We start from the raw sequence: 18,534 nt of genomic DNA on the forward strand, positions 1-18,534 counted from the left end.
CGTTACAGTTTTACACATACTGTCAAGATGTCACGAAGGAGGCGCGCATGGACGAGCAGATCCTCGCCGCCGCGCGCGACTGCCTGATCCGAGACCCCGGCCGGGTCGCGCTCGCCGACGTGGCCCGGCGCGCGGGCGTCAGCAGGCCGACGATCTACCGTCGCTGGAGCGATGTGAACGACCTGGTCCGCGACTTGGTCACGAGGGAAGTGGCGGGCCTGCTCGAGCGCGTTGGGCCTGGCGACGGGCGGCGCGAGGACTTGGTGCGGCGCGTCGTCGCCTTCGCGAAGGCCGCCAACGAGGACCAGCTCCTGCGCGCGTTGCTGGACGAACGACGCGAAATGCTGGCCACGTACGTCTTCCACCGGATCGGCACGAGCCAACGCTCCGCGATCAAAGCGCTGCGCGAGGAGATCGAGCGGGCGCAACGCCTCGGCGAGGTCCGCGCGGGCGTTCCGGAGGAGCTCGCGCTGATGACCCTGGTGCTCGCCCAATCGGTGACCCAATCGACCCGCCTGCTCGAACCGGTCCTGCACGACCGCTGGGCCGACGAGCTGGCCCGAGTGCTGGACGGATACCTGCGACCATGACGACTTCGCTCAACGCCACGACCCGCGAGCGCCAGCTCGCCGCGCTCGCGGACCGCTCGGCACCGCTCGACCTGCTCGTCGTCGGCGGCGGGATCACCGGGGCGGGCATCGCCCTCGACGCCGCGTCCCGAGGGCTGTCCGTCGCGCTGGTCGAGGCCCGCGACCTCGCTTTCGGCACGAGCCGCTGGAGCTCGAAGCTGGTGCACGGCGGACTGCGCTACCTCGCGAGCGGGAACGTCCGCATCGCGCGGGAGTCCGCGCGCGAGCGCCACCTCTTGATGACTGCCATCGCGCCCCACCTCATCCGCCCGATGACCCAAGTGGTGCCGCTCTTGCCCGAGTTCAGCCACTTCTCGCGCGCGCTCGTGCGCGCCGGGTTCCTGCTCGGCGACGGCCTGCGCGCGATGGCCGGGACCTCGCCGCAGACCCTGAGCCGCCCCCGCAAAGTCGACGCCCGCGCCGCGCTCGCATTGGTGCCAGCCCTGCGGACCGCAGGGTTGGCGGGGGCGCTCACCGCGCAGGACGGCCAGCTCGTCGACGATGCCCGGCTCGTGGTGGCCGTGGCCCGGACGGCGGCGGGCTGCGGGGCGAGCGTGCTGACCAGGACGCGGGCCGAGCAGGTCACCGACACCGGGGCGCTGCTTGTCGACGCCCTCGCCGGGCGCAGCTTCCACGTGTCGGCCCGCGCGGTGGTCAACGCGGCGGGCGTGTGGGCGGGCCAGGTGGACCCGCGGATCAAGCTCCGGCCGAGCCGGGGCACGCACCTCGTGCTCGACGCGTCCGCGCTCGGCGATCCGACCGGCGCGTTGACCGTGCAGGTCCCCGGCCACCTCAACCGTTTCGTCTTCGCCCTGCCGCAGCAACTGGGCCGGGTCTACGTCGGGCTCACCGACGAGGAGGCCCCCGGCGAGATCCCCGACGAGCCGCAGCCCGCCGAGTCGGAGGTGGACTTCCTGCTCGACACGGTCTCGTCCGCGCTCGCCCGCCCGCTGTCCCGCGCGGACGTGCGCGGACGCTTCGCCGGGCTCCGGCCGCTCTTGGACGGCGGGGACGGAGCCACCTCGGACCTCTCGCGGGACCACGCGGTGCTCGCCGCGCCGGGCAAGCCGATCACCGTGGTGGGCGGGAAGCTCACCACCTACCGGAAAATGGCGCAAGACGCGGTCGACGCGGCGACGGCTCGGGCGAAGCTCCACGCAGGCCCGTGCGCGACCGAGTCGCTCCCCCTCGTCGGAGCCTGCGGACGGACAGGAGCCTCGGGGCCGCTCGCCGCGCGCTACGGCGGCGAGGCCGGGCTGGTGCTCGGCTCGGCGACCACGTCCGACCCCGGGGCGCAGATCGCCGAGGGGATCGACGTCAGCCGCGCCGAAATCGAATTCGCCTTCGCCCACGAGGGCGCCATGGATGTCGACGACGTCTTGCACCGGCGCACCCGGATCGGCCTCGTCCCCGAGGACGCGCGCCGCGCACGCGGGGCGGTCGAGGCCATCGCGGCGCAGCTGCGCTCCCGCTAACTCCCCAGCTCGCCCGCCACGGCGAGGGCCGCCGGCCTGTCGCGCTTGACCCTGCAGCATGGTGCAGGGTCCATGATGGAGGCATGCGAATTGGTGAAGTGGCCGCGAACGCGGGCGTGCACGTCGGAACGCTGCGCTATTACGAGCGGCGCGGATTGCTCGCGGAGCCGGAGCGCTCGTCTTCGGGCTACCGGGCTTACGGCCCGGAAGCGGTGCGGGTGGTGCGTTTCGTGAAGCGGGCGCAGGAGGCAGGGCTGACCCTGGACAATGTCGAGGAATTGCTCCGATCCGCCCATGCCGGAACAGGCTCGTGCGAGGCGGCGCGAGCGACCGCAGAGGCGCGGATCGCCGAGCTCGACCGCCGGATCGCCGACCTGATGTCGATGCGCGCAGTGCTCGCCGCGCTCGCCGAGCCCTGCGATTCGCCCGCAGGCCAGGGGGCGTGCCCGCTGCTCGCGGCGCTGGGCTCGGAGGACGTCGCGTGAGCCCGGCGGCGGTGCGGATATTGCAAGTGCCCGATTGCCCGCTTGTGGACCGGCTGGCGGGCCTGGTCGCCGAGTGCATGGACGTGTCGGGCTCCGCCCACGAGGTCGAGCATGTCGTGGGGGACTACCCGTCGCCGACGCTCGTCGTCGGCGGGAGGGATGTGGCGACGGGGCTGCCGGTCGGCACGACGGCCTGCTGCAGGCTCGACATGCCGTCTCGCGCCCAGGTCCTCGAGGCGTTGCGAGGAGTCGACGGGGCATGAGCTCGGAGCACAAGGACGACTGCTGCGGCGCTGGGGAGCAGCGGGCGCTGTTCGGCTGGTCGCCGCCCAGGCTCGTGGCGGACACGCGCGCCAAGCGCTGGCTCGACAAAACCATGCCCGCGACCGGGGCGCCTGCGGCGCTCTACTTCGGCTGCGCCTGCGCGCTCGTCCTCGCCGGGCTGGTGCTGCCACCGCGCCTCGGCCTGGCCTCCGTCGGGCTGGGCTCGCTCGCAGGCGGCCTGTGGTGCTCCGGCAACTTCTGGCGCTGCCGCCACGCGCATTGCCTGGTCACCGGCGGCGGCTGGCTGCTGCTGTGCGGGGTGTCCCTCGCCGGGAGCGCGCTCGGGCACAGCCTGATCGGAGGCTTCGAGCCTGCGGTGTTCGTCCTCGTCTTCGCGCTCAGCCTGGCCTTCGAGCGGCTCTGGGTCGCGAGATCCGGCAACAACGCCGTGTGCGGCGCAAAGCCGTCGGCAGACAGCTGCCCGTCGGGGGACTCCCGCGACTAGCGGTCGAGCTCCTTGAGGTACGCCGCGCGGGCCGGGACCGCCGTGTTGGTGAAGTCGGTGAACACGCCGTCCACGCCGAGTCGGAAGAACTGCAGGTACTCCGCCTGCGGGTCGCCCCGGTAGCTGCCCGCGAGGTATTTGCGCTCGTTGCGGAAGGTGTAGACGTGCACGAACAGGCCCGCCTTGTGCGCGTCCGCGACGACGGAGTTCGGCGCGCCAGCCGCCGCCTTGTCCATGGAGGGCTTGAACGCGGGGTCGCTCGGGTAGGGGTCGATCTTGACCGGCACGAGCTGCGGCTTCCACGGCCCGATCCCGTCCGCGTAGGTCTTGACCTCGGCGAGGCCCTCCGGGGTGAGCAGGGCCGAGAACCACCGCGCGTCGCCCGCGACCGTCCAGTCGTATGGGCGGCTGTTGGTGATGTCGTCGTAGACGACGCCGCCTGCGCGGTAGTCGACCGAGTCTCCCCCGACGAGCTGCACTGCCTTCGTCTTCAGCCCGTGCTCGCGCAGGTATTTCAGACTCGACGGCTCGAAGCTCTGCGCGAAGAACGGGGCTTCCTTGCTGTTGAGGCCGTTGTCGTCCAAGATCTTGAGGTACGCGTCCTCCAGGGGACGGCTGCCCGGCGCGCCGCAGCCGTTGGCGACAGCCTGCTCGTTGTTCCAGGTCGGGTTTTTCGTCTCGGGGTAGACGGCGATCTTCCTGCCGGTGGCCGCGCTCTTCGCCTTCGCGATATCGATGATCTGCTGGAACGTGAGGATCGGGTACTTCCCGTTGTACTCGGCAGGACGCTCGTCTTTCGCGTCGTAGGTGGTGCCGTGGAACCATTGCTGCAGCTCGGCGGCCGTGAAATCGCTGACCGACCAGTCTCCGACGTGGTCCTCGCCGTCCACGACCAGAGACTTCAGCACGGACTTCGGGTCGGCCGGGTCGGTCTGGTCCACGAGGTAGGTCGTCGGTCCCGCCCCTGCGGGCGCGGGACGCTCCACACCGGGGACCACGCGTTTGCGCGCGGCGACCTCCGGGTTCGTCTTCGCGACCTCCACGACGTCGGTGTTGTCGGACATCCACGGGTTGTGCCGGGCGATGAGCACGCAGTCCTTCGTGAGGTGCAAGTCCTCCTCGAGCGCGTCCGCCCCGTCGTCCGCCGCCAGCTCGTACGCGGGCCGGGTCTCCTCCGGGCGCAATCCTGGCAAGCCCCGGTGCGCGATCACCAGCGGCTGCGAGCCGTCGAGCGTCGCGAACGGCTTGGGCTCTTGGGGAGCGGGGTGGGAGCAGGCGGAGAGCAATGTCGCGACGAGCGCGACGACGGGCAGCGCGACTTGGGCGGGCGTGATCCTCACGACGGTATCCGTACTCGCTCAGAATGAACGCGAGGCAAACTGCCGAGAGCCGCCCCGGCGGGGCGGCTCTCGGAACACATGGAGGGGACGGGGGGCCTACGGGATCTGCGGGACCGGGGGCACCTGCGGCACTTGGGGGACCTGCGGCACTTGGGGGACCTGCGGGACCTGCGGAACTTCAGGAACCTGCGGGACCTCAGGCGCCTGCGGCGCCTGGGGCTGCTGCGGGTGCTCGTGGTGGCGCGGCTCCGCAGTCTCCGTCGAGGTCTCGGTCGCGGTCTCCGTCGAGGTGGCGGTCGTGGGCTCGGGGGCCGGGGCGTGGTGGTGCTCGCCGTCTCCGCCGCCCTGGACGGTCTCCGTCGTGGTCGAAGCCGAGGTGGAGCTGGAAGTGCTCGGAGCGGCCTTGTCGTTTTGGCAAGCGGCCAGCGGCAGAGCCAGAAGGAGCAGGGACGCTGCGGATATCGTGGAAATTCTCACATCGGCGATCCTAACCGCCAGCCCGGCCCGTGCCCTGGCGATCTGCCGCCGATCCGCTGTGGATCTGCTGTGGATCTGCTTGGTTTCCCCCTGTCGCGCCTTCCGTCAGGAGCACGCGATCGCCGTCATCCCCGGCGCGGTTTGCGCAGGGTGAACTTGTCCACCGCCTCGATTCGGCCGTACGGGCCGGTCACCGCGTAATACGTCGCGGCGATGGATGTGTCGCCGCCCGCCGCTCCAGGATCGACGTCGAACGCCACGAAACCGTACGGGTGCTCGGCGTCGCGGTACGCCGACCACGGCGCGTCCTCCATCGCATAGACCGGCGCCTTCTTCCCTGTCGCCGGGTCGACTTCGCCTGCCGATGTGATGACCCGGCATTGTCGGCCTGGGAAGAACAGCTGGTTGGAGGGGCGCGATGTGCCGCCGCCGCCGATCACCAGATGCGTCGTCCCCTTCGTCGCGTCGATCTCGTCGAGGCGGGTGTCCACCGGGGTCGGCGTGAGCGTGTCGTTCGGCTGCGCGCCGCGCACCGGGTGGGTGCGCTCGTAGTGGTGCTCGTGCCCGCAGAGCACGAGGTCGACGCCATGCTGGTCGAAGAGCGGGAGCCACTCCTCGCGAATCGCGCGGTCCGCTCCGTTGAAGTGGTCGACGGTGGAGACGGCGGTCTGGTGCATGCACACCACGATCCAGTCGATCCCGAGGTCCGCGCGGGACTTCGCCAGCTCGTCCGCGAGCCAGCGGCGTTGCGCCCCGCCCGAATATCCGCGCACGTAGGTGTTGCCCGCGTCTTGGTAGCAGACGTCGTCGTTGGCGAGGACGACGATCCGGACCGAGCCTGCGGTGAACGCGTACCAGAGGCCGCGCAACTGCTGGTCCGCGCCGGAGTCGGGAACCCGGAAATACGTCTGGAAGGCCTGGTAGCCGATCGGGCCGTTGCCCCGCTCGTTCTCGTGGTTGCCGGGGGCGGGCATCCACGGCCGGTGGCGCGCGGAACGGGTGTTGTTCTCGAACCAGTCCGACCACGTGCGCACCCGGTCCTGCGACAGGTTCGCGTAGCACAAATCACCGTTGACCAGGTTGAACAGCGGCGCGATCTGCTCGACGCCCGCCGTGACGTCGCCTGCGGCGGGCGAGCCGAGGTTGTCGTTCAGGTACAGCGTCCCGCCTTGCGGGTCGGCGGGGCCGGGCTTGCCGAGGGTCGGGGTGCCTTGGTCGCCGAAGCTGGTGAAGGTGAACTTCCCCCGCCCGCGCGGCGCCGTGCGGAAGGTGCCGAGCTCGGGCGCCGCCCCGTCGTGCGCGGCCGCGTACACGTAGTCGGACTCGGGGCGCAGCCCGCTGATCCGCGCGTGGTGGACCTGCACCTCGGTTCCGGACTGGCCGTCCCGGTAGGCGACGGTCTCCGCCGCGACGACGTCGCCGAAACCGCTGTCCGGCGCGCCGAGCAGCACACGGGGGCTTTTGACCGAGACCGGGGTGTGCCAGCTGACGACGACCTCGCCCGAGGCGTCCGCGCCGAACTGCACGTGCAGGCCCGCAGGCCTCGGCGCGCCGGAGCCGCCGACCGAGCGCCACAGGTCCGGCGCGCCCGTGCTCCGTCCGGAGCCTGACAGCTCTGCGCCCGCGTAGCCGAGCCCGGCTCCGACCACGGCGGCTCCTGCCGCAGTGGTGAGAAGCCCTCGGCGCGAGACCCTGGATGACGACGCTTCAGCCACACCGCATGCTTACCGGCCCCGGATGAACAGCAGGTGCTACGTCATATCCGGGACATCGGGGGTCGACGGGGTCGACGGCGCATCGGGCGAGGCAGGGATGTCGGGGACGTCCGGCGCGGGCGGCACGATCGGGATATCTGGCGGCGGCGGGACATCGGGGACGTCGGGCGAGTCCGGCTCGGGCAGGGCCGGACGCACGGGCGGCACATCCGGGACTGGCTTCGACGAGGTGGCCTCTGTCATGCCGTCCAGTGTACGGACGAAGCTCGCCGCAGACCGCGAGCTGGGCCTGCGGTCAGGCCCCGCAGTAGCCCGGGTCCGCCTTCGGCCCGCAGTAGTAGCCGTCGCCCTGCTTGCCGTTGATCGTGATTTGCAGAGCGCCGTGGGCCTGGTTCAGGACGAGCGTGCCGGTGCTGTCCGGCGGCAGGTCCAACGTGGTCTCCCCGACGGTGAAGTCGGCGATGAGGACGTCCACGGCTTCATGCGCCCCGGTGAGCTTGATCTGGGTGACCGCGCCTGGCTTGATCTCGTCTCCGTCGAACGTGTCGCATGGGCTGCTCACGCCGGGGTCGCCGCATTTCTGGTAGGTCCGCGCCACGATCTTGCCCGCGCCGTCCGCGCCGACGGTGAGCACACGCCCGTGCCCGTTCCACACGCCGACGAAGGCGCTCAGGCCCGCGTCGGCGCCTGCGCCGGTCGAGGCAGAGGTCGTGGGCGCGGCATTCGTCCTTGCTGTGGACGGCGCCTGGCTCGACGACGAGACGGCCAGCTGCGTGGTCGTCGCCGACGCGGCGCCCTTGCGGACGTCGTCGCATCCGGCGAGGGCGAGGGCCGCGAGGGGCAGGACGAGGAGAGCGCGCCTCATATCGGCCCGCTACGCGCTGGCCGAGGCGCGCCGCGCCGCGCCGCCCTGGTACGAGTCCCGGTACGTGGTGGGGATTTTGTCGCAGGAGTCGGGACCGCTGCTGTGGTCGAACCCCGGCTTGCACATCACGACGCACTGGTTGAACTGCGGGTACCAGAACTGCCCGTTCGGACACGGGTACGCCCGGCCGCCACCGCCGCCGTCGCTGCTGTCGTCCGGGTCGGCGAGAGCCGCCGTCGGGGAGAGGGCGAACGCGACTCCCGCGAGCAGACCAACAATTGCGATTTTCGGCATACGGTGCTCCTTCATCACGGGCTCCTTCGTCGCAGCCCTTCGGCGTTGCGCTTACGAACTGTACCCGGTTTGGCTGTCAGCTTCCTGCTAGGACTGTTCTCACCCGTCCCGCGACGGGAGGCCCGCTCACTCCTGCGGTTTGACCACCGGGCGCTGCGGCACGCCGTTGTACAAGGAGAGCGGGCGCACCAGCGCGTTCGCGGCGTACTGCTCGACGATGTGCGCGGTCCATCCCGCGATCCGGCTCATCACGAACAGCGGGGTGAAGAACTCGACGTCGAAGCCCAAGAGGGCGTACAGCGGGCCGGAGGGGAAGTCCAGGTTCGGCTTGATGCCCTTGGACTCCACGACCGCCGCCTCCATCTCGTGGTAGATGGCGAGGTAGCGCTGGCCCTCTTCAGTGGTCGCGATCTCTTTGAACGCCGCGTACGCACGAGGCACGCGGGAGTCCCCGTCCTTGTAGACGCGGTGGCCGAAGCCCATGATCTTCTCTTTGTTCGCGAACTTGGAGTTGACCCAGTCCCGCGCCTTCGCCGGGTCGCCGATCTCGTTCATGTGGTGCATGACGGCCTCGTTCGCCCCGCCGTGCAGCGGCCCCTTCAACGCCCCGATGGCCCCGGTGATCGCGCTGTAGATGTCGGAGAGGGTCGACGCGATGACGCGCGCGGTGAACGTCGACGCGTTGAAGCTGTGCTCGGCGTAGAGGATCATCGTGGTCTCGAACGCCGTGACCTGCTCGGCAGTCGGTTTGCGGCCGAAGCACATCCACAGGAAGTTCTCGCTGTACCCGAGGTCCGGGTTCGGCGGCAACGGCAGCTTGCCGTGGCGACGGCGCAGGTCCGCCGCGACGAGGGTCGGGACGACCGCGAAAAGCTTCAGCGCGCGCGCCAGGTTGACCTGCTCGGCGGGCACGAACTCGTCGGTGGTGGCGAGGTTGGTCGCGCCGAAGAAGCTCGTCGCCGTGCGCACCACGTCCATCGGGTGGCTCTTGGTCGGCAGCTTCGCGATGGTCTGCAAGAGGCCGGGGTCCGCCGTGCGGAACGCCCGCTCCGAGAGCTGGAACTGCTCAAGCTCCTTGGGAGTCGGCAGCTCGCCGTGCCAAAGCAGGTACACGACCTCCTCGAACGAGCAGTTCGCGACCAAGTCGTCGGTCCCGTACCCTCGGTAGGTGAGCGTGTTGGTCTCCTGCACCACCTTCGAGACCGCCGACACGTCGGCGACCACTCCGGCGAGGCCCTTGCGGATCTCTGGCTGCGTCTCTACCCCACTGGTCATCAGAAAACTCCTTTCGGCACTGCCGGCGCCCGCCGGACCGCCTCGTCCGTCACGACCACGTTCAAGTGGTCGAGCTCCCCCGCCTCCAGCTCGCCGAGACGCTGCACGACGGACAGGAACCTATTCTGCTCCCCCTCGTCGATCACGCCTTCCGCGAGGGTGCGGAACTTCTCAATATAGTCGGCCCGCGCGAACGGCTTGGCGCCGAGGGAGTGCGCGTCCGCGACGGCGAGCTCGTCCACGAGCTCCGACCCGTCCTTGAAGCGGATTTCCGCACGCGCGCCGAACGCGAGCTCGTTCGGGTCGGTGGAGTGGTAGCGGCGGGTCCACTCCGGGTCCTCCGCCGTCGAGATCTTCTTCCACAGCGCCACGGTGTCCGGGCGGCCCGCCCGCTCCGGGGCGTACGAGCGCTCGTGGTGCCACGACCCGTCCTGCAAGGCCACCGCGAAGATGTACATCACGGAGTGGTCCAGGGTCTCGCGGCTCGCGGTGGGGTCGAACTTCTGCGGGTCGTTCGAGCCGGTGCCGATGACGTAGTGCGTGTGGTGGCTGGTGTGCAGGACGATGGACTCGACGTCGTCGAAGTTCGAGATCTTCGAGCGCAGCCGGAACGCGAGGTCGATCACGGCCTGGCTCTGGTACTCGGCGGAGTGCGCCTTGGTGTAGCTGTCCAGGATCGCGCGCTTGGGCTCGCCCGGCGCGGGCAGCGGGACATGGTACTCCGCGTCGGGGCCGTCGAGCAGCCACGCGATCACGCCGTCCTCGCCCTCCCAGATCGGCGCGGGGGCGCCTTCGCCGCGCAGCGCGCGGTCGACGGCCTCGACCGCGACCTTGCCCGCGAGGGCGGGCGCGTACGCCTTCCAGCTGGAGATCTGGCCCTTGCGGGACTGGCGGGTGGCGGTTGTGGTGTGCAGGGCCTGGCCCACCGCCTGGTAGATGATCTCCGGGGAGAGGCCGAGGAGCGTGCCGATGCCCGCCGCGGCCGACGGGCCGAGGTGCGCGACGTGGTCGATCTTGTGCTTGTGCAGGCAGATCGCCTTGACGAGGTCGATCTGGATCTCGTAGCCGGTCGCGATCCCTCGGATCAGGTCGGTCCCGGAGCGCTTGGCGTGCTGGGCGACCGCGACGATCGGCGGGATGTTGTCGCCGGGGTGCGAGTACTCTGCGGCGAGGAACGTGTCGTGGAAGTCGAGCTCGCGGACGGCGACGCCGTTCGCCCAAGCGGCCCATTCGGGGCTGTAGCGGCCCGAGACGCCGAAGACCTTCGCGCCGGGCTCGTAGGGGTGCGCCACAGCCTGCGCGCGGGCGCTCGCCACCGGGCGCCGGGAGAACGAGGCCGCGCTCACCGACGCGTTGTCGATGATCCGGTTGATGATCATCTCGGCGACTTCGGGCTCGACCGCGACCGGGTCTGCGGCAACTTGGGCTACTTTCCAGGCCAGGTGCTGCTCAAGCGGGAAGTCTTCCGCCGAACGGCGAGGGCGCACAGTGATTTTCTCCACGTTTGGCGATCATACAGTGCTTACTCACTTGCTTCACGCGGGGTAGGACTTGTCGACTCTCCTGTCAAGAAGCCTGCCGCAAATCCCGAGAGCCCGGAGCCGAGGAAGGCTCCGCGAACGTGACTCAGCCGACTCTCGCGAGGGCCTTGTCCAGCGCCGGGGCGAGCAGCTGCCCGACGGGGCCCTTCGCCGTGCCGAGGCCGCACTCGATGTCCTGGAGCACGACGTTCCGCGCGGCCCTCGCCTCCAACACGCACTGCTGGTTCTCCCCCCAGCCGCTCTGGTGCTGGCTCCAGCGGACTCTGGCGGACCCGTCGTCCTCAGAGCCGACGACGCGCTCCGCCCTGACCGTGTACTCGGTCTTCGCCTCCTCGCCCGGCTCGACGTCCGTGGCTTTCCGGTTCTGGCAGGCCGCGACCCCGTTCGCGAGCGCGGCGAAGACGCTTTTCGCCGCTTCCGCGTCCGGATACACCGCGACGACCTGGACGAAGTCGTCCTTGCGCCGTTTCGCCTCCGGAAGCGAGGAGTCTCCGACAGTCACCGACTCCACGACCCGGAACGACGTCGTCCCGTCGCCCGCGACGGACTTGTTCTGCAGGCCGCGCAGCGCTGGCGCGCATTCCTGCGGGTCGACCCTGCCGCCCGCCTGCAGCGGCGCCTGCGCGTCCGCGAGCTCCGGGCCGCTGCGGTATTTCGCCTCGGCGACCAGATCGTTGAGCTCCTCGAGGCTCAACACGATCTGGTTCGCCGACAGCGCGCTCGGAGCGGGCGGCGCAGTGGGCGCGAGCACGGCGGTGGCCGTGCTCGCCACGGTCGAGGCGGGCGAGGTCGTCGCGACCGGCTTCGGCCGCCCGATCTCGCCCGAGCAGCCCGCGATCAACAAAAGCCCGAGCCCGGCGAACACCCCGACTGCTGGAAACACACTGCTCCGCCGCGCTGTCTCGCACATGTCACACCGCCCTCGAAGCCAGCGCGTCCGCCGCCTTCGTCGCGAGGTCGCCCGCCCCGGGGCCGCATTCGACCACTTCGAAGACCAGGTTCTTGACGATGCGCGACTCGAACACGCACACATCGTCCTTGGCCGCGCCCTTCTCATGCTCGGTCCACCGCAGCACGCCCTCGTCGGTGTCTTCGACCGCGATCTCATAGGAGACCGACTGGCTCGAGCCTTCTTGCTGCTCGTCGACGGTCTTCCCCCCGCACGGGCCGACCGCGTCCGCGAGCTTGTGGAACACCGAGCTCGCGGACGCGAGCTCCGGATACGTCACGACCGCTTCCTCGAAGACTCCGTTCGAGCCGTCCGAGGCCGGGAACACCACGAATTGGAAAGCGTTGAACGCCGCACCGGCGACCGCCTTGTTCTGCAAAGCGTGCAACGCGATCTGGCACTCCGGGGGTTTCACCGTCCCTTTGACCTCCATCGGAGCCGTCAACGGCCGGTCGCCAGTCTTGAACAGCCCTTTGCCCGCGAGCCGGTTGACGTCGTCGATGCCGAGCGGGACGCGCCCGACCGCGGTCGCCGGGAGCAAGCCGTCCTGCACGGGGCTCGGAGCCGCCGACGACACCTCCACCGGAGCAGCGGACGGCTGGCCGAGCGGCGGCAGGACCCGCCGCCCCGTATCGCATCCGGCGAGCGCGCCGACGACGGACAAGCCCACGAGACACAGTCTCATCCCCAACATGGACATAGCTCCTCATGGTTGTCGTTTCCGGCTCTGTCTCCGAGCTTACTGCGCATAGGCAGGCGCACCTGCGCCTGCCCGCCGACTACCGGGCGGCAAGCGCCGCTGACCAGGCGAGATACTCCTCCGCGCCGGGGAAGCTCCACGAGCGCCCGTCCTCCGACGCGGCCGCGGCCGGCATGACCGACGGGATCGGCTCCCGGCGCGCGTCGAGCTCCTCGACCACGCCTGCCACCGTCTCGTGCGAGGCGAGCCAGCGCAGCAGCGACCAGGTCGGCGGCAAGAGCAGGCAGGGCTGCGCGCTCGTGGGATCGAGCGCCTCCGCCGGGCTGCGCCACACGGACTGCGCCGACTCCGTGGTGTGCCCGTCCGCCTCCTGCCCCTCGGGCAGCACGGCGAGGAAAAAACGGGTGTCGAAACGGCGGGGCTCAGAGACGGGCGTGATCCAATGGGCCAGCGGCCTGAGCAGCTCGAAATCGATCGAGAGCCCCTCATGTCCGAGGAAGCCGCCGAACGTGAGCTCTTTCGCGTCGATGCGCCCCCGCGCGGCATAGGCGCGCCCGCCGTCGAGCGCCGACGCGCCACGCGCCAGCAGCACGCCGCATTCCTCGAAGAGCTCGCGGGCCGCCGCGCGCCCGAGCGCCGCGACCTGTCCGGGCGTGTCCTGGAACCGGGCGGGCCAGTGCTCCGGGCACGTCGTCTCGGCGGACCGGTCCTGCTCGTCAACGCCGCCGCCGGGGAACACCGTGAAACCTGGGGCGAACGCCATCTGCGGCACGCGACGGATCAGGAAGACCTCGACGCCGCTGCCGCCCTGTCGGACCAGGACGACGCTCGCCGCGTCTTTCGGGTGTGCCGGGCTCGGCTCAGCCGCAGTCATCGCGCCCCTTATACCGGCGGCTTCTCGTCGGGCCGCAACGTCAAGACCCTCGGCCCGTCCTTGCCGACCGCGACGGTGTGCTCCCAATGCGCCGCGCGCGCGCCGTCTTTGGTCACGGCGGTCCAGCCGTCCGGCAACGTCAGCGTCTTGCGTCCGCCGAGGGCGATCATCGGCTCGATGGCCAGCGTCGAGCCCACCGCCAGCAGCGGCCCCTTGCCCGGCTTGCCCTCGTTCGGGAGGAACGGGTCCAAGTGCATCTGGTCCCCGATCCCGTGGCCGCCGAAATTGGCCACGATGGAGAGCCGCCGCCCGTACTTGAGCCCCGAGCGCGCGACAGACTGCTCGATCGCGTGCGAGACGTCGGTGAGCCGGTTGCCCGGCAGCATCGCCTCGATCCCGGCCCAGAGCGCTTCCCGCGTCGCGTCGGAGAGGTCCTCGTCCTCCTTCGCGAGATCGCCGATCCCGAAGGTGATCGCAGAGTCGCCGTGCCACCCGCCGAGGACCGCGCCGCAATCCACCGAGACGAGGTCGCCTTCGGCGAGGACGAACGTTTTGGAGGGGATGCCGTGCACCACGGCGTCGTTCACCGAGATGCAGGTCGAGGCGGGATAGTCGTGGTAGCCGAGGAACGAGGGGGTCGCCTGCTGGCCCCGGATCACCTCTTCGGCGATCTTGTCGAGCTTCGCGGTGCTCACGCCGGGCGCCGCGGCGGCCCGCACTTCGATGAGCGCTTGCGCGACGACAGCGCCCGCCGCCGCCATGAGCTCGATCTCGGCGGCGCTGCGGACCGGGACCGTCTGGTCCTTCTTACGGCGTTTCAGCATCATGCTTGCTGCTTACTTGCCGAGCGCTGCCAATGCTCTGGCCTGGACCTCGTCCACACTGCCGACCGCGTCGATCGAGACGACAAGGTCCTTGTAGAAGTCGAGGAGCGGCTCGGTCTCGTTCTTGTGGATCGCGAGACGGCCCTTGATGATCTCCTCGGTGTCGTCCGCGCGGCCTCGGGAGAGCATCCGCTCCACCACGATGTCTTCCGGCAGCACGAACGAGAGCACGGTGTCCACCTTCTGGTCGAGCTCGTCGAGGATGCCTGCGAGGGCCTCGGCCTGGTCGAGGGTGCGGGGGTAGCCGTCGAGGATGAACCCGTCCTTCGCGTCCGGCTGCGAGAGCCGGTCCTTGACCATCGCGTTGGTCACCGAGCTCGGCACCAGCTGGCCGGCGTCGAGGTACTTCTTCGCCTCCTGGCCGAGCGGGGTGTTCTCGCCGATGTTCGCGCGGAACAAATCTCCAGTGGAGACGTGCGGCACGCCGAGCGATTTCGCCAACAGCACGGACTGAGTCCCTTTGCCAGCGCCGGGCAGGCCGAACATGATCACTCGCGTCATTTCAAGAATCCTTCGTAGTTACGCTGCATGAGCTGGCTCTCGATCTGTTTCACCGTGTCGAGACCAACGTTCACGAGGATCAGCACGGCCGTCCCGCCAAACGGGAGGTTCTGGGCTCCGCCGCTGTTGCCGATCTGCAAGAACAGGTTCGGCAGGATGGCGATGACACCGAGGTAGATCGACCCAGGGAGGGTGATCCGGCTCAGGACGAAGTTCAAGTACTCGGCGGTGGGAGCCCCAGGGCGGATGCCGGGGATGAACCCGCCGTACTTTTTCATCTCCTCCGCCCGCTCTTGCGGGTTGAAGGTGATCGCCACGTAGAAGAACGTGAAGAAGACGATGAGGAAGAAGTAGACCCCGATGTACACGTAGCTGGACGGGTTCACCAGGTAGTTCTGGACCCAGCGCTGCCACCCGCTCGTTCCCTTGCCCGCCAGCAGCTGCGTGATGAGGTTGGGCACGTAGAGCAGCGAGGACGCGAAGATGACCGGGATGACGCCCGCCTGGTTCACCTTCAGCGGCAGATACGTGGACGAGCCGCCGTACATCTTCCGGCCCACCATGCGTTTGGCGTATTGGACCGGGATGCGGCGCTGGCCCTGCTCGATGAAGATGACGCTGGCCATGATGATGACCGCCGCGACGCAGACCAGGCCGAAGACGACGCCGCCCCGGCTTTCGAGGATCTGCTTGCCCTCGGCGGGGATGCGGGCCGCGATGCCCGCGAAGATCAAGAGGGACATGCCGTTGCCGATGCCGCGCTCGGAGATGATCTCGCCGAACCACATCACCAGCGTCGCGCCCGCAGTCATGACCAGCACCATCACGACGAGCTGGAAGATCTCGTGGCTGTCGAGGATGTCATGGCCCCGCAGCAGCTGGCCCCGGTTCGCGAGAGCCACGATGGCGGAGGACTGCAAGAGGGCCAGCGCGACGGCCAAGTACCTGGTGTACTGGGTCATCTTGGTCTGGCCGCTCTGCCCCTCTTTGCGCAACTGCTCGAACCGGGGAATGACCACGGTCAGCAGCTGCGTGATGATGCTCGCCGTGATGTACGGCACTACGCCGATGGCGAAGATCGACAGCTGCAGGAGCGCGCCGCCCGAGAACAAGTTGATCAGCGAGTAGACGCCGTTCTGGTCGCTCTTGGAGAGGTCGTCCAACGCCGCGTGGACCTGTTTGTAGTTCACGCCAGGCGACGGCAACGTCGCTCCGAGCCTGTAGAGCACCACAATCCCGACCGAAATCAGGATCTTCCGCCTAAGGTCAGGCGTTCGGAATGCCGAAACGAAGGCGGAAAGCAACAATACTCCTGAGGTCTCGTGGGTCAGTTCAGCGCGGTCCTACGACCGGACCGGGATACTCTACACCGCGTGGGTCTAGCGCTCGCTGACGGAGCCGCCTGCGGCGAGGATCTTCTCTTTCGCGACTGCCGAGAACTTGTCAGCGGTGACCTGCACAGCGACCGAGATCTCCCCGTCGCCGAGCACCTTCACCAGCTGGCCCTTGCGCACGGCGCCGATGGCGACGAGCTCCTCGGGGCCGATCTGGCCGCCTTTGGGGAACAGCTCGGCGATGTCGCCGACGTTGACGATCTGGTACTCCACCCGGAACGGGTTCTTGAAGCCCTTGAGCTTCGGCATGCGCATGTGCAGCGGGATGCCGCCGCCTTCGAGCCACTGCGGGACCTGGTAACGGGCCTTGGTGCCCTTGGTGCCTCGACCAGCGGTCTTTCCTTTGGAGCCCTCACCGCGGCCCACCCGGGTCTTCGCCTTCTTGGCCCCCGGAGCCGGACGCAGGTCGTGCAGCTTGATAACGCTCGACTCCTGCTCGCTCATTTCTTCTCCTTCTTGGCTGCCTCGACAGGCTCGACGACCACGAGGTGGCGCACAACCTGAAGCAGACCGCGGTTCTGCGCGTCGTCCGGACGGACCACGCTGTGGCGGATCCGCTTGAGGCCGAGCGTGCGCAACGCTTCACGCGTCTTGGGCTTGACCCCGATGGTGCTCTTGATCTGGGTGACCTTCAACTCGCTCATGCGTGCGCGGCCTCCTGCAACGCGCGCTCGCGGGCCCGGAGCAGGCCTGCGGGGGCGACGTCCTCCAGCGGAAGGCCACGGCGAGCCGCGACCTCTTCCGGACGCTTGAGGCCCTTGAGCGCGGCGATCGTGGCGTGGACCACGTTGATCGCGTTGTCCGTGCCCATGGACTTGGCGAGCACGTCGTGCACGCCTGCGCACTCCAGCACCGCACGGGCCGCGCCACCGGCGATGACACCGGTACCGGGGCTGGCCGGGCGGAGCATGACCACGCCAGCGGCGGCCTCGCCCTGCACCGGGTGCGGGATGGTGGAGCCGATGAGCGGCACGCGGAAGAAGTTCTTCCGAGCCTCTTCGACACCCTTGGCGATCGCGGCCGGAACCTCTTTCGCCTTGCCGTAGCCAGCGCCGACGTGGCCCTTGCCGTCGCCGACGATCACGAGGGCCGTGAAGCTGAAGCGACGGCCGCCCTTGACCACCTTGGCGACGCGGTTGACCGCGACCAGGCGCTCGATGTGGTCTTTCTTCTCTTTGTCCTGGGGAGCCTCGGCTTCCCGACGGTCCCGGCGGTCCCGACGGTCGTTCGAGCCCGAATCGCCGGGCTGTCCGTTGCTCGTGGGGCCTCCGCTGCGTGGCCTTCCTGCCATCACGAAACCTTTCCGTTGTTGAACGTCTCTGTCTTTTGCGCTGGGCACATGACCTGAACTGGGCGCCGCATCAGAACTGCAAGCCTCCGGCGCGCGCGCCGTCAGCCAGCGCCGCGACCCGGCCATGGTAGACGTGCCCGCCGCGGTCGAAGACCACGGCCTCGACGCCTGCGGCCTTGGCGCGGGCGGCGAGGAGCTCGCCGACCTTGCCCGCCTTGGCCTTCTTGTCGCCGCTCACAGCCTGGACGTCGGCCTCGATGGAGGAGGCGGCGGCGAGCGTCACGCCCGCCTTGTCGTCGATGAGCTGCGCGTGGATGTGCCGGGCCGAGCGGTGCACCGCGAGGCGGGGCTGCGCCGGGGTGCCTTCGATCCGCTTGCGGAGCCGGTCGTGGCGCGACGCGCGGAGGCGACGGCGCTCGGTCGGCTTGCCGACGCCGAGAATCCCGGTGACCTCGATCGCGAGCTTCTTCTTGCGCCGGATCGGGGCGCCTTTTTTGCCGCCAGCCTTCGGGGCAGCCTTCTGTGCCTTAGCCATTATTTCTTCCCTGCCTTACCAGCCTTGCGACGAACAACCTCGCCCGCGTAGCGGATGCCTTTGCCCTTGTACGGCTCCGGCTTCTTCAACTTGCGGATGTTGGCCGCGACCTCGCCGACCTTCTGCTTGTCAATGCCGGACACCGAGAACTTGGTCGGGGTCTCCACCGCGAAGACGATGCCGTCCGGGGCCGTGACCGGCACCGAGTGGCTGAACCCGAGGGCGAACTCGAGGTCCTTGCCCTTCTGCTGGACGCGGTAACCGACGCCGACGATCTCCAGCTGCTTGGTGTAGCCCTGGGTGACGCCCACCACGAGGTTGTTCACCAGCGTGCGGGACAGGCCGTGCAGCGAGCGGTTGCGCCGCTCGTCGTTCGGGCGGACGACCGTGAGGACGCCGTCCTCGCGCTCGACCGTGATCGGCTCCACGAGGGTGAGGCCGAGCTCGCCCTTCGGGCCCTTCACTTTGACGTCTTGGCCGTCGATGGTCACGTCCACGCCGGACGGGACCTGGATCGGCGCTCTACCAATACGAGACATCT

24 protein-coding genes are annotated in these 18,534 nt (G+C 69.3%); 5 read left to right on the top strand and 19 right to left on the bottom strand.

Going from position 1 to position 18,534, the window contains the following annotated elements; genetic code table 11:
* Positions 1–47 precede the first annotated feature (47 nt).
* From ACRC20_RS06860 to ACRC20_RS06880, 5 genes are all read left to right on the top strand, one after another.
* Positions 48–590: a TetR/AcrR family transcriptional regulator gene (locus ACRC20_RS06860; protein ID WP_438685607.1), complete on the top strand. Its 543-nt coding sequence runs from the start codon at positions 48–50 to the stop codon at positions 588–590.
* The gene (locus tag ACRC20_RS06865; protein ID WP_438685608.1) at positions 587–2,104 is read left to right on the top strand and encodes a glycerol-3-phosphate dehydrogenase/oxidase; all 1,518 of its coding nucleotides are present in this window, start codon (positions 587–589) and stop codon (positions 2,102–2,104) included. The genes ACRC20_RS06860 and ACRC20_RS06865 overlap by 4 nt, the downstream gene beginning before the upstream one ends.
* Before the next feature lie 83 nt (positions 2,105–2,187).
* Positions 2,188–2,589: a MerR family transcriptional regulator gene (locus ACRC20_RS06870; protein WP_438685609.1), complete on the top strand. Its 402-nt coding sequence runs from the start codon at positions 2,188–2,190 to the stop codon at positions 2,587–2,589.
* Positions 2,586–2,852 (top strand): alkylmercury lyase, encoded by a 267-nt coding sequence (locus ACRC20_RS06875; RefSeq protein WP_438685610.1) that lies wholly within the window; start codon positions 2,586–2,588, stop codon positions 2,850–2,852. Before ACRC20_RS06870 ends, ACRC20_RS06875 begins: the two co-directional genes overlap by 4 nt.
* A complete protein-coding gene (locus ACRC20_RS06880; RefSeq protein WP_438685611.1) occupies positions 2,849–3,358 on the top strand; it encodes a hypothetical protein in 510 nt (169 codons plus the stop codon). Before ACRC20_RS06875 ends, ACRC20_RS06880 begins: the two co-directional genes overlap by 4 nt.
* Here the strand turns inward: ACRC20_RS06880 and ACRC20_RS06885 are convergent.
* From ACRC20_RS06885 to rplF, 19 genes are all read right to left on the bottom strand, one after another.
* Positions 3,355–4,698 (bottom strand): glycerophosphodiester phosphodiesterase family protein, encoded by a 1,344-nt coding sequence (locus tag ACRC20_RS06885; protein ID WP_438685612.1) that lies wholly within the window; start codon positions 4,696–4,698, stop codon positions 3,355–3,357. The two genes, ACRC20_RS06880 and ACRC20_RS06885, sit on opposite strands and share 4 nt — an antisense overlap.
* 96 nt (positions 4,699–4,794) lie before the next feature.
* On the bottom strand, positions 4,795–5,175 hold the full coding sequence (locus ACRC20_RS06890; RefSeq protein WP_438685613.1) for a hypothetical protein: 381 nt from the start codon (positions 5,173–5,175) through the stop codon (positions 4,795–4,797).
* Between the two features lie 125 nt (positions 5,176–5,300).
* Entirely contained in the window at positions 5,301–6,890 is a 1,590-nt protein-coding gene (locus ACRC20_RS06895) for a purple acid phosphatase family protein (protein ID WP_438685614.1), read from the bottom strand.
* A 36-nt stretch (positions 6,891–6,926) separates the two neighbouring features.
* Positions 6,927–7,133: a hypothetical protein gene (locus ACRC20_RS06900; RefSeq protein WP_438685615.1), complete on the bottom strand. Its 207-nt coding sequence runs from the start codon at positions 7,131–7,133 to the stop codon at positions 6,927–6,929.
* 52 nt (positions 7,134–7,185) lie between these two features.
* On the bottom strand, positions 7,186–7,755 hold the full coding sequence (locus tag ACRC20_RS06905; protein ID WP_438685616.1) for a hypothetical protein: 570 nt from the start codon (positions 7,753–7,755) through the stop codon (positions 7,186–7,188).
* Positions 7,756–7,764: 9 nt separating this feature from the next.
* Positions 7,765–8,049, bottom strand: a complete 285-nt coding sequence (locus ACRC20_RS06910) for an rDNA silencing protein (protein WP_438685617.1) — start codon at positions 8,047–8,049, stop codon at positions 7,765–7,767.
* 126 nt (positions 8,050–8,175) lie between these two features.
* Entirely contained in the window at positions 8,176–9,324 is a 1,149-nt protein-coding gene (locus ACRC20_RS06915) for a bifunctional 2-methylcitrate synthase/citrate synthase (protein ID WP_438685618.1), read from the bottom strand.
* Positions 9,324–10,826 carry a 2-methylcitrate dehydratase PrpD gene (gene prpD / locus ACRC20_RS06920; RefSeq protein WP_438685619.1) on the bottom strand — a complete coding sequence of 501 codons (1,503 nt, stop codon included), beginning with the start codon at positions 10,824–10,826 and terminating at the stop codon, positions 9,324–9,326. The genes ACRC20_RS06915 and prpD overlap by 1 nt, the downstream gene beginning before the upstream one ends.
* Positions 10,827–10,950: 124 nt before the next feature.
* Entirely contained in the window at positions 10,951–11,748 is a 798-nt protein-coding gene (locus tag ACRC20_RS06925) for a sensor domain-containing protein (protein ID WP_438685620.1), read from the bottom strand.
* Positions 11,749–11,776: 28 nt separating this feature from the next.
* Entirely contained in the window at positions 11,777–12,484 is a 708-nt protein-coding gene (locus ACRC20_RS06930) for a sensor domain-containing protein (RefSeq protein WP_438685621.1), read from the bottom strand.
* 109 nt (positions 12,485–12,593) lie between these two features.
* Positions 12,594–13,388 carry an NUDIX hydrolase gene (locus tag ACRC20_RS06935; protein ID WP_438685622.1) on the bottom strand — a complete coding sequence of 265 codons (795 nt, stop codon included), beginning with the start codon at positions 13,386–13,388 and terminating at the stop codon, positions 12,594–12,596.
* Between the two features lie 8 nt (positions 13,389–13,396).
* Entirely contained in the window at positions 13,397–14,215 is an 819-nt protein-coding gene (gene map / locus ACRC20_RS06940; protein ID WP_438685623.1) for a type I methionyl aminopeptidase, read from the bottom strand.
* A gap of 9 nt (positions 14,216–14,224) precedes the next feature.
* On the bottom strand, positions 14,225–14,773 hold the full coding sequence (locus tag ACRC20_RS06945) for an adenylate kinase (protein ID WP_438685624.1): 549 nt from the start codon (positions 14,771–14,773) through the stop codon (positions 14,225–14,227).
* On the bottom strand, positions 14,770–16,077 hold the full coding sequence (gene secY, locus ACRC20_RS06950) for a preprotein translocase subunit SecY (RefSeq protein WP_438685625.1): 1,308 nt from the start codon (positions 16,075–16,077) through the stop codon (positions 14,770–14,772). Before secY ends, ACRC20_RS06945 begins: the two co-directional genes overlap by 4 nt.
* A gap of 75 nt (positions 16,078–16,152) precedes the next feature.
* Positions 16,153–16,611: a 50S ribosomal protein L15 gene (gene rplO, locus ACRC20_RS06955; RefSeq protein ID WP_438685626.1), complete on the bottom strand. Its 459-nt coding sequence runs from the start codon at positions 16,609–16,611 to the stop codon at positions 16,153–16,155.
* Positions 16,608–16,811, bottom strand: coding sequence for a 50S ribosomal protein L30 (gene rpmD / locus ACRC20_RS06960; protein WP_438685627.1), 204 nt, complete (start codon positions 16,809–16,811; stop codon positions 16,608–16,610). The genes rplO and rpmD overlap by 4 nt, the downstream gene beginning before the upstream one ends.
* Positions 16,808–17,458 (bottom strand): 30S ribosomal protein S5, encoded by a 651-nt coding sequence (gene rpsE / locus ACRC20_RS06965; RefSeq protein ID WP_438685628.1) that lies wholly within the window; start codon positions 17,456–17,458, stop codon positions 16,808–16,810. Before rpsE ends, rpmD begins: the two co-directional genes overlap by 4 nt.
* A gap of 70 nt (positions 17,459–17,528) precedes the next feature.
* On the bottom strand, positions 17,529–17,993 hold the full coding sequence (gene rplR / locus ACRC20_RS06970; RefSeq protein WP_438685629.1) for a 50S ribosomal protein L18: 465 nt from the start codon (positions 17,991–17,993) through the stop codon (positions 17,529–17,531).
* Positions 17,993–18,532 carry a 50S ribosomal protein L6 gene (gene rplF / locus ACRC20_RS06975; RefSeq protein WP_438685630.1) on the bottom strand — a complete coding sequence of 180 codons (540 nt, stop codon included), beginning with the start codon at positions 18,530–18,532 and terminating at the stop codon, positions 17,993–17,995. Before rplF ends, rplR begins: the two co-directional genes overlap by 1 nt.
* Positions 18,533–18,534 lie beyond the last annotated feature (2 nt).

Origin of the sequence: Segniliparus sp. (genome assembly GCF_051660745.1) — a bacterium.
Taxonomy (GTDB): Bacteria; Actinomycetota; Actinomycetes; order Mycobacteriales; family Mycobacteriaceae; genus Segniliparus.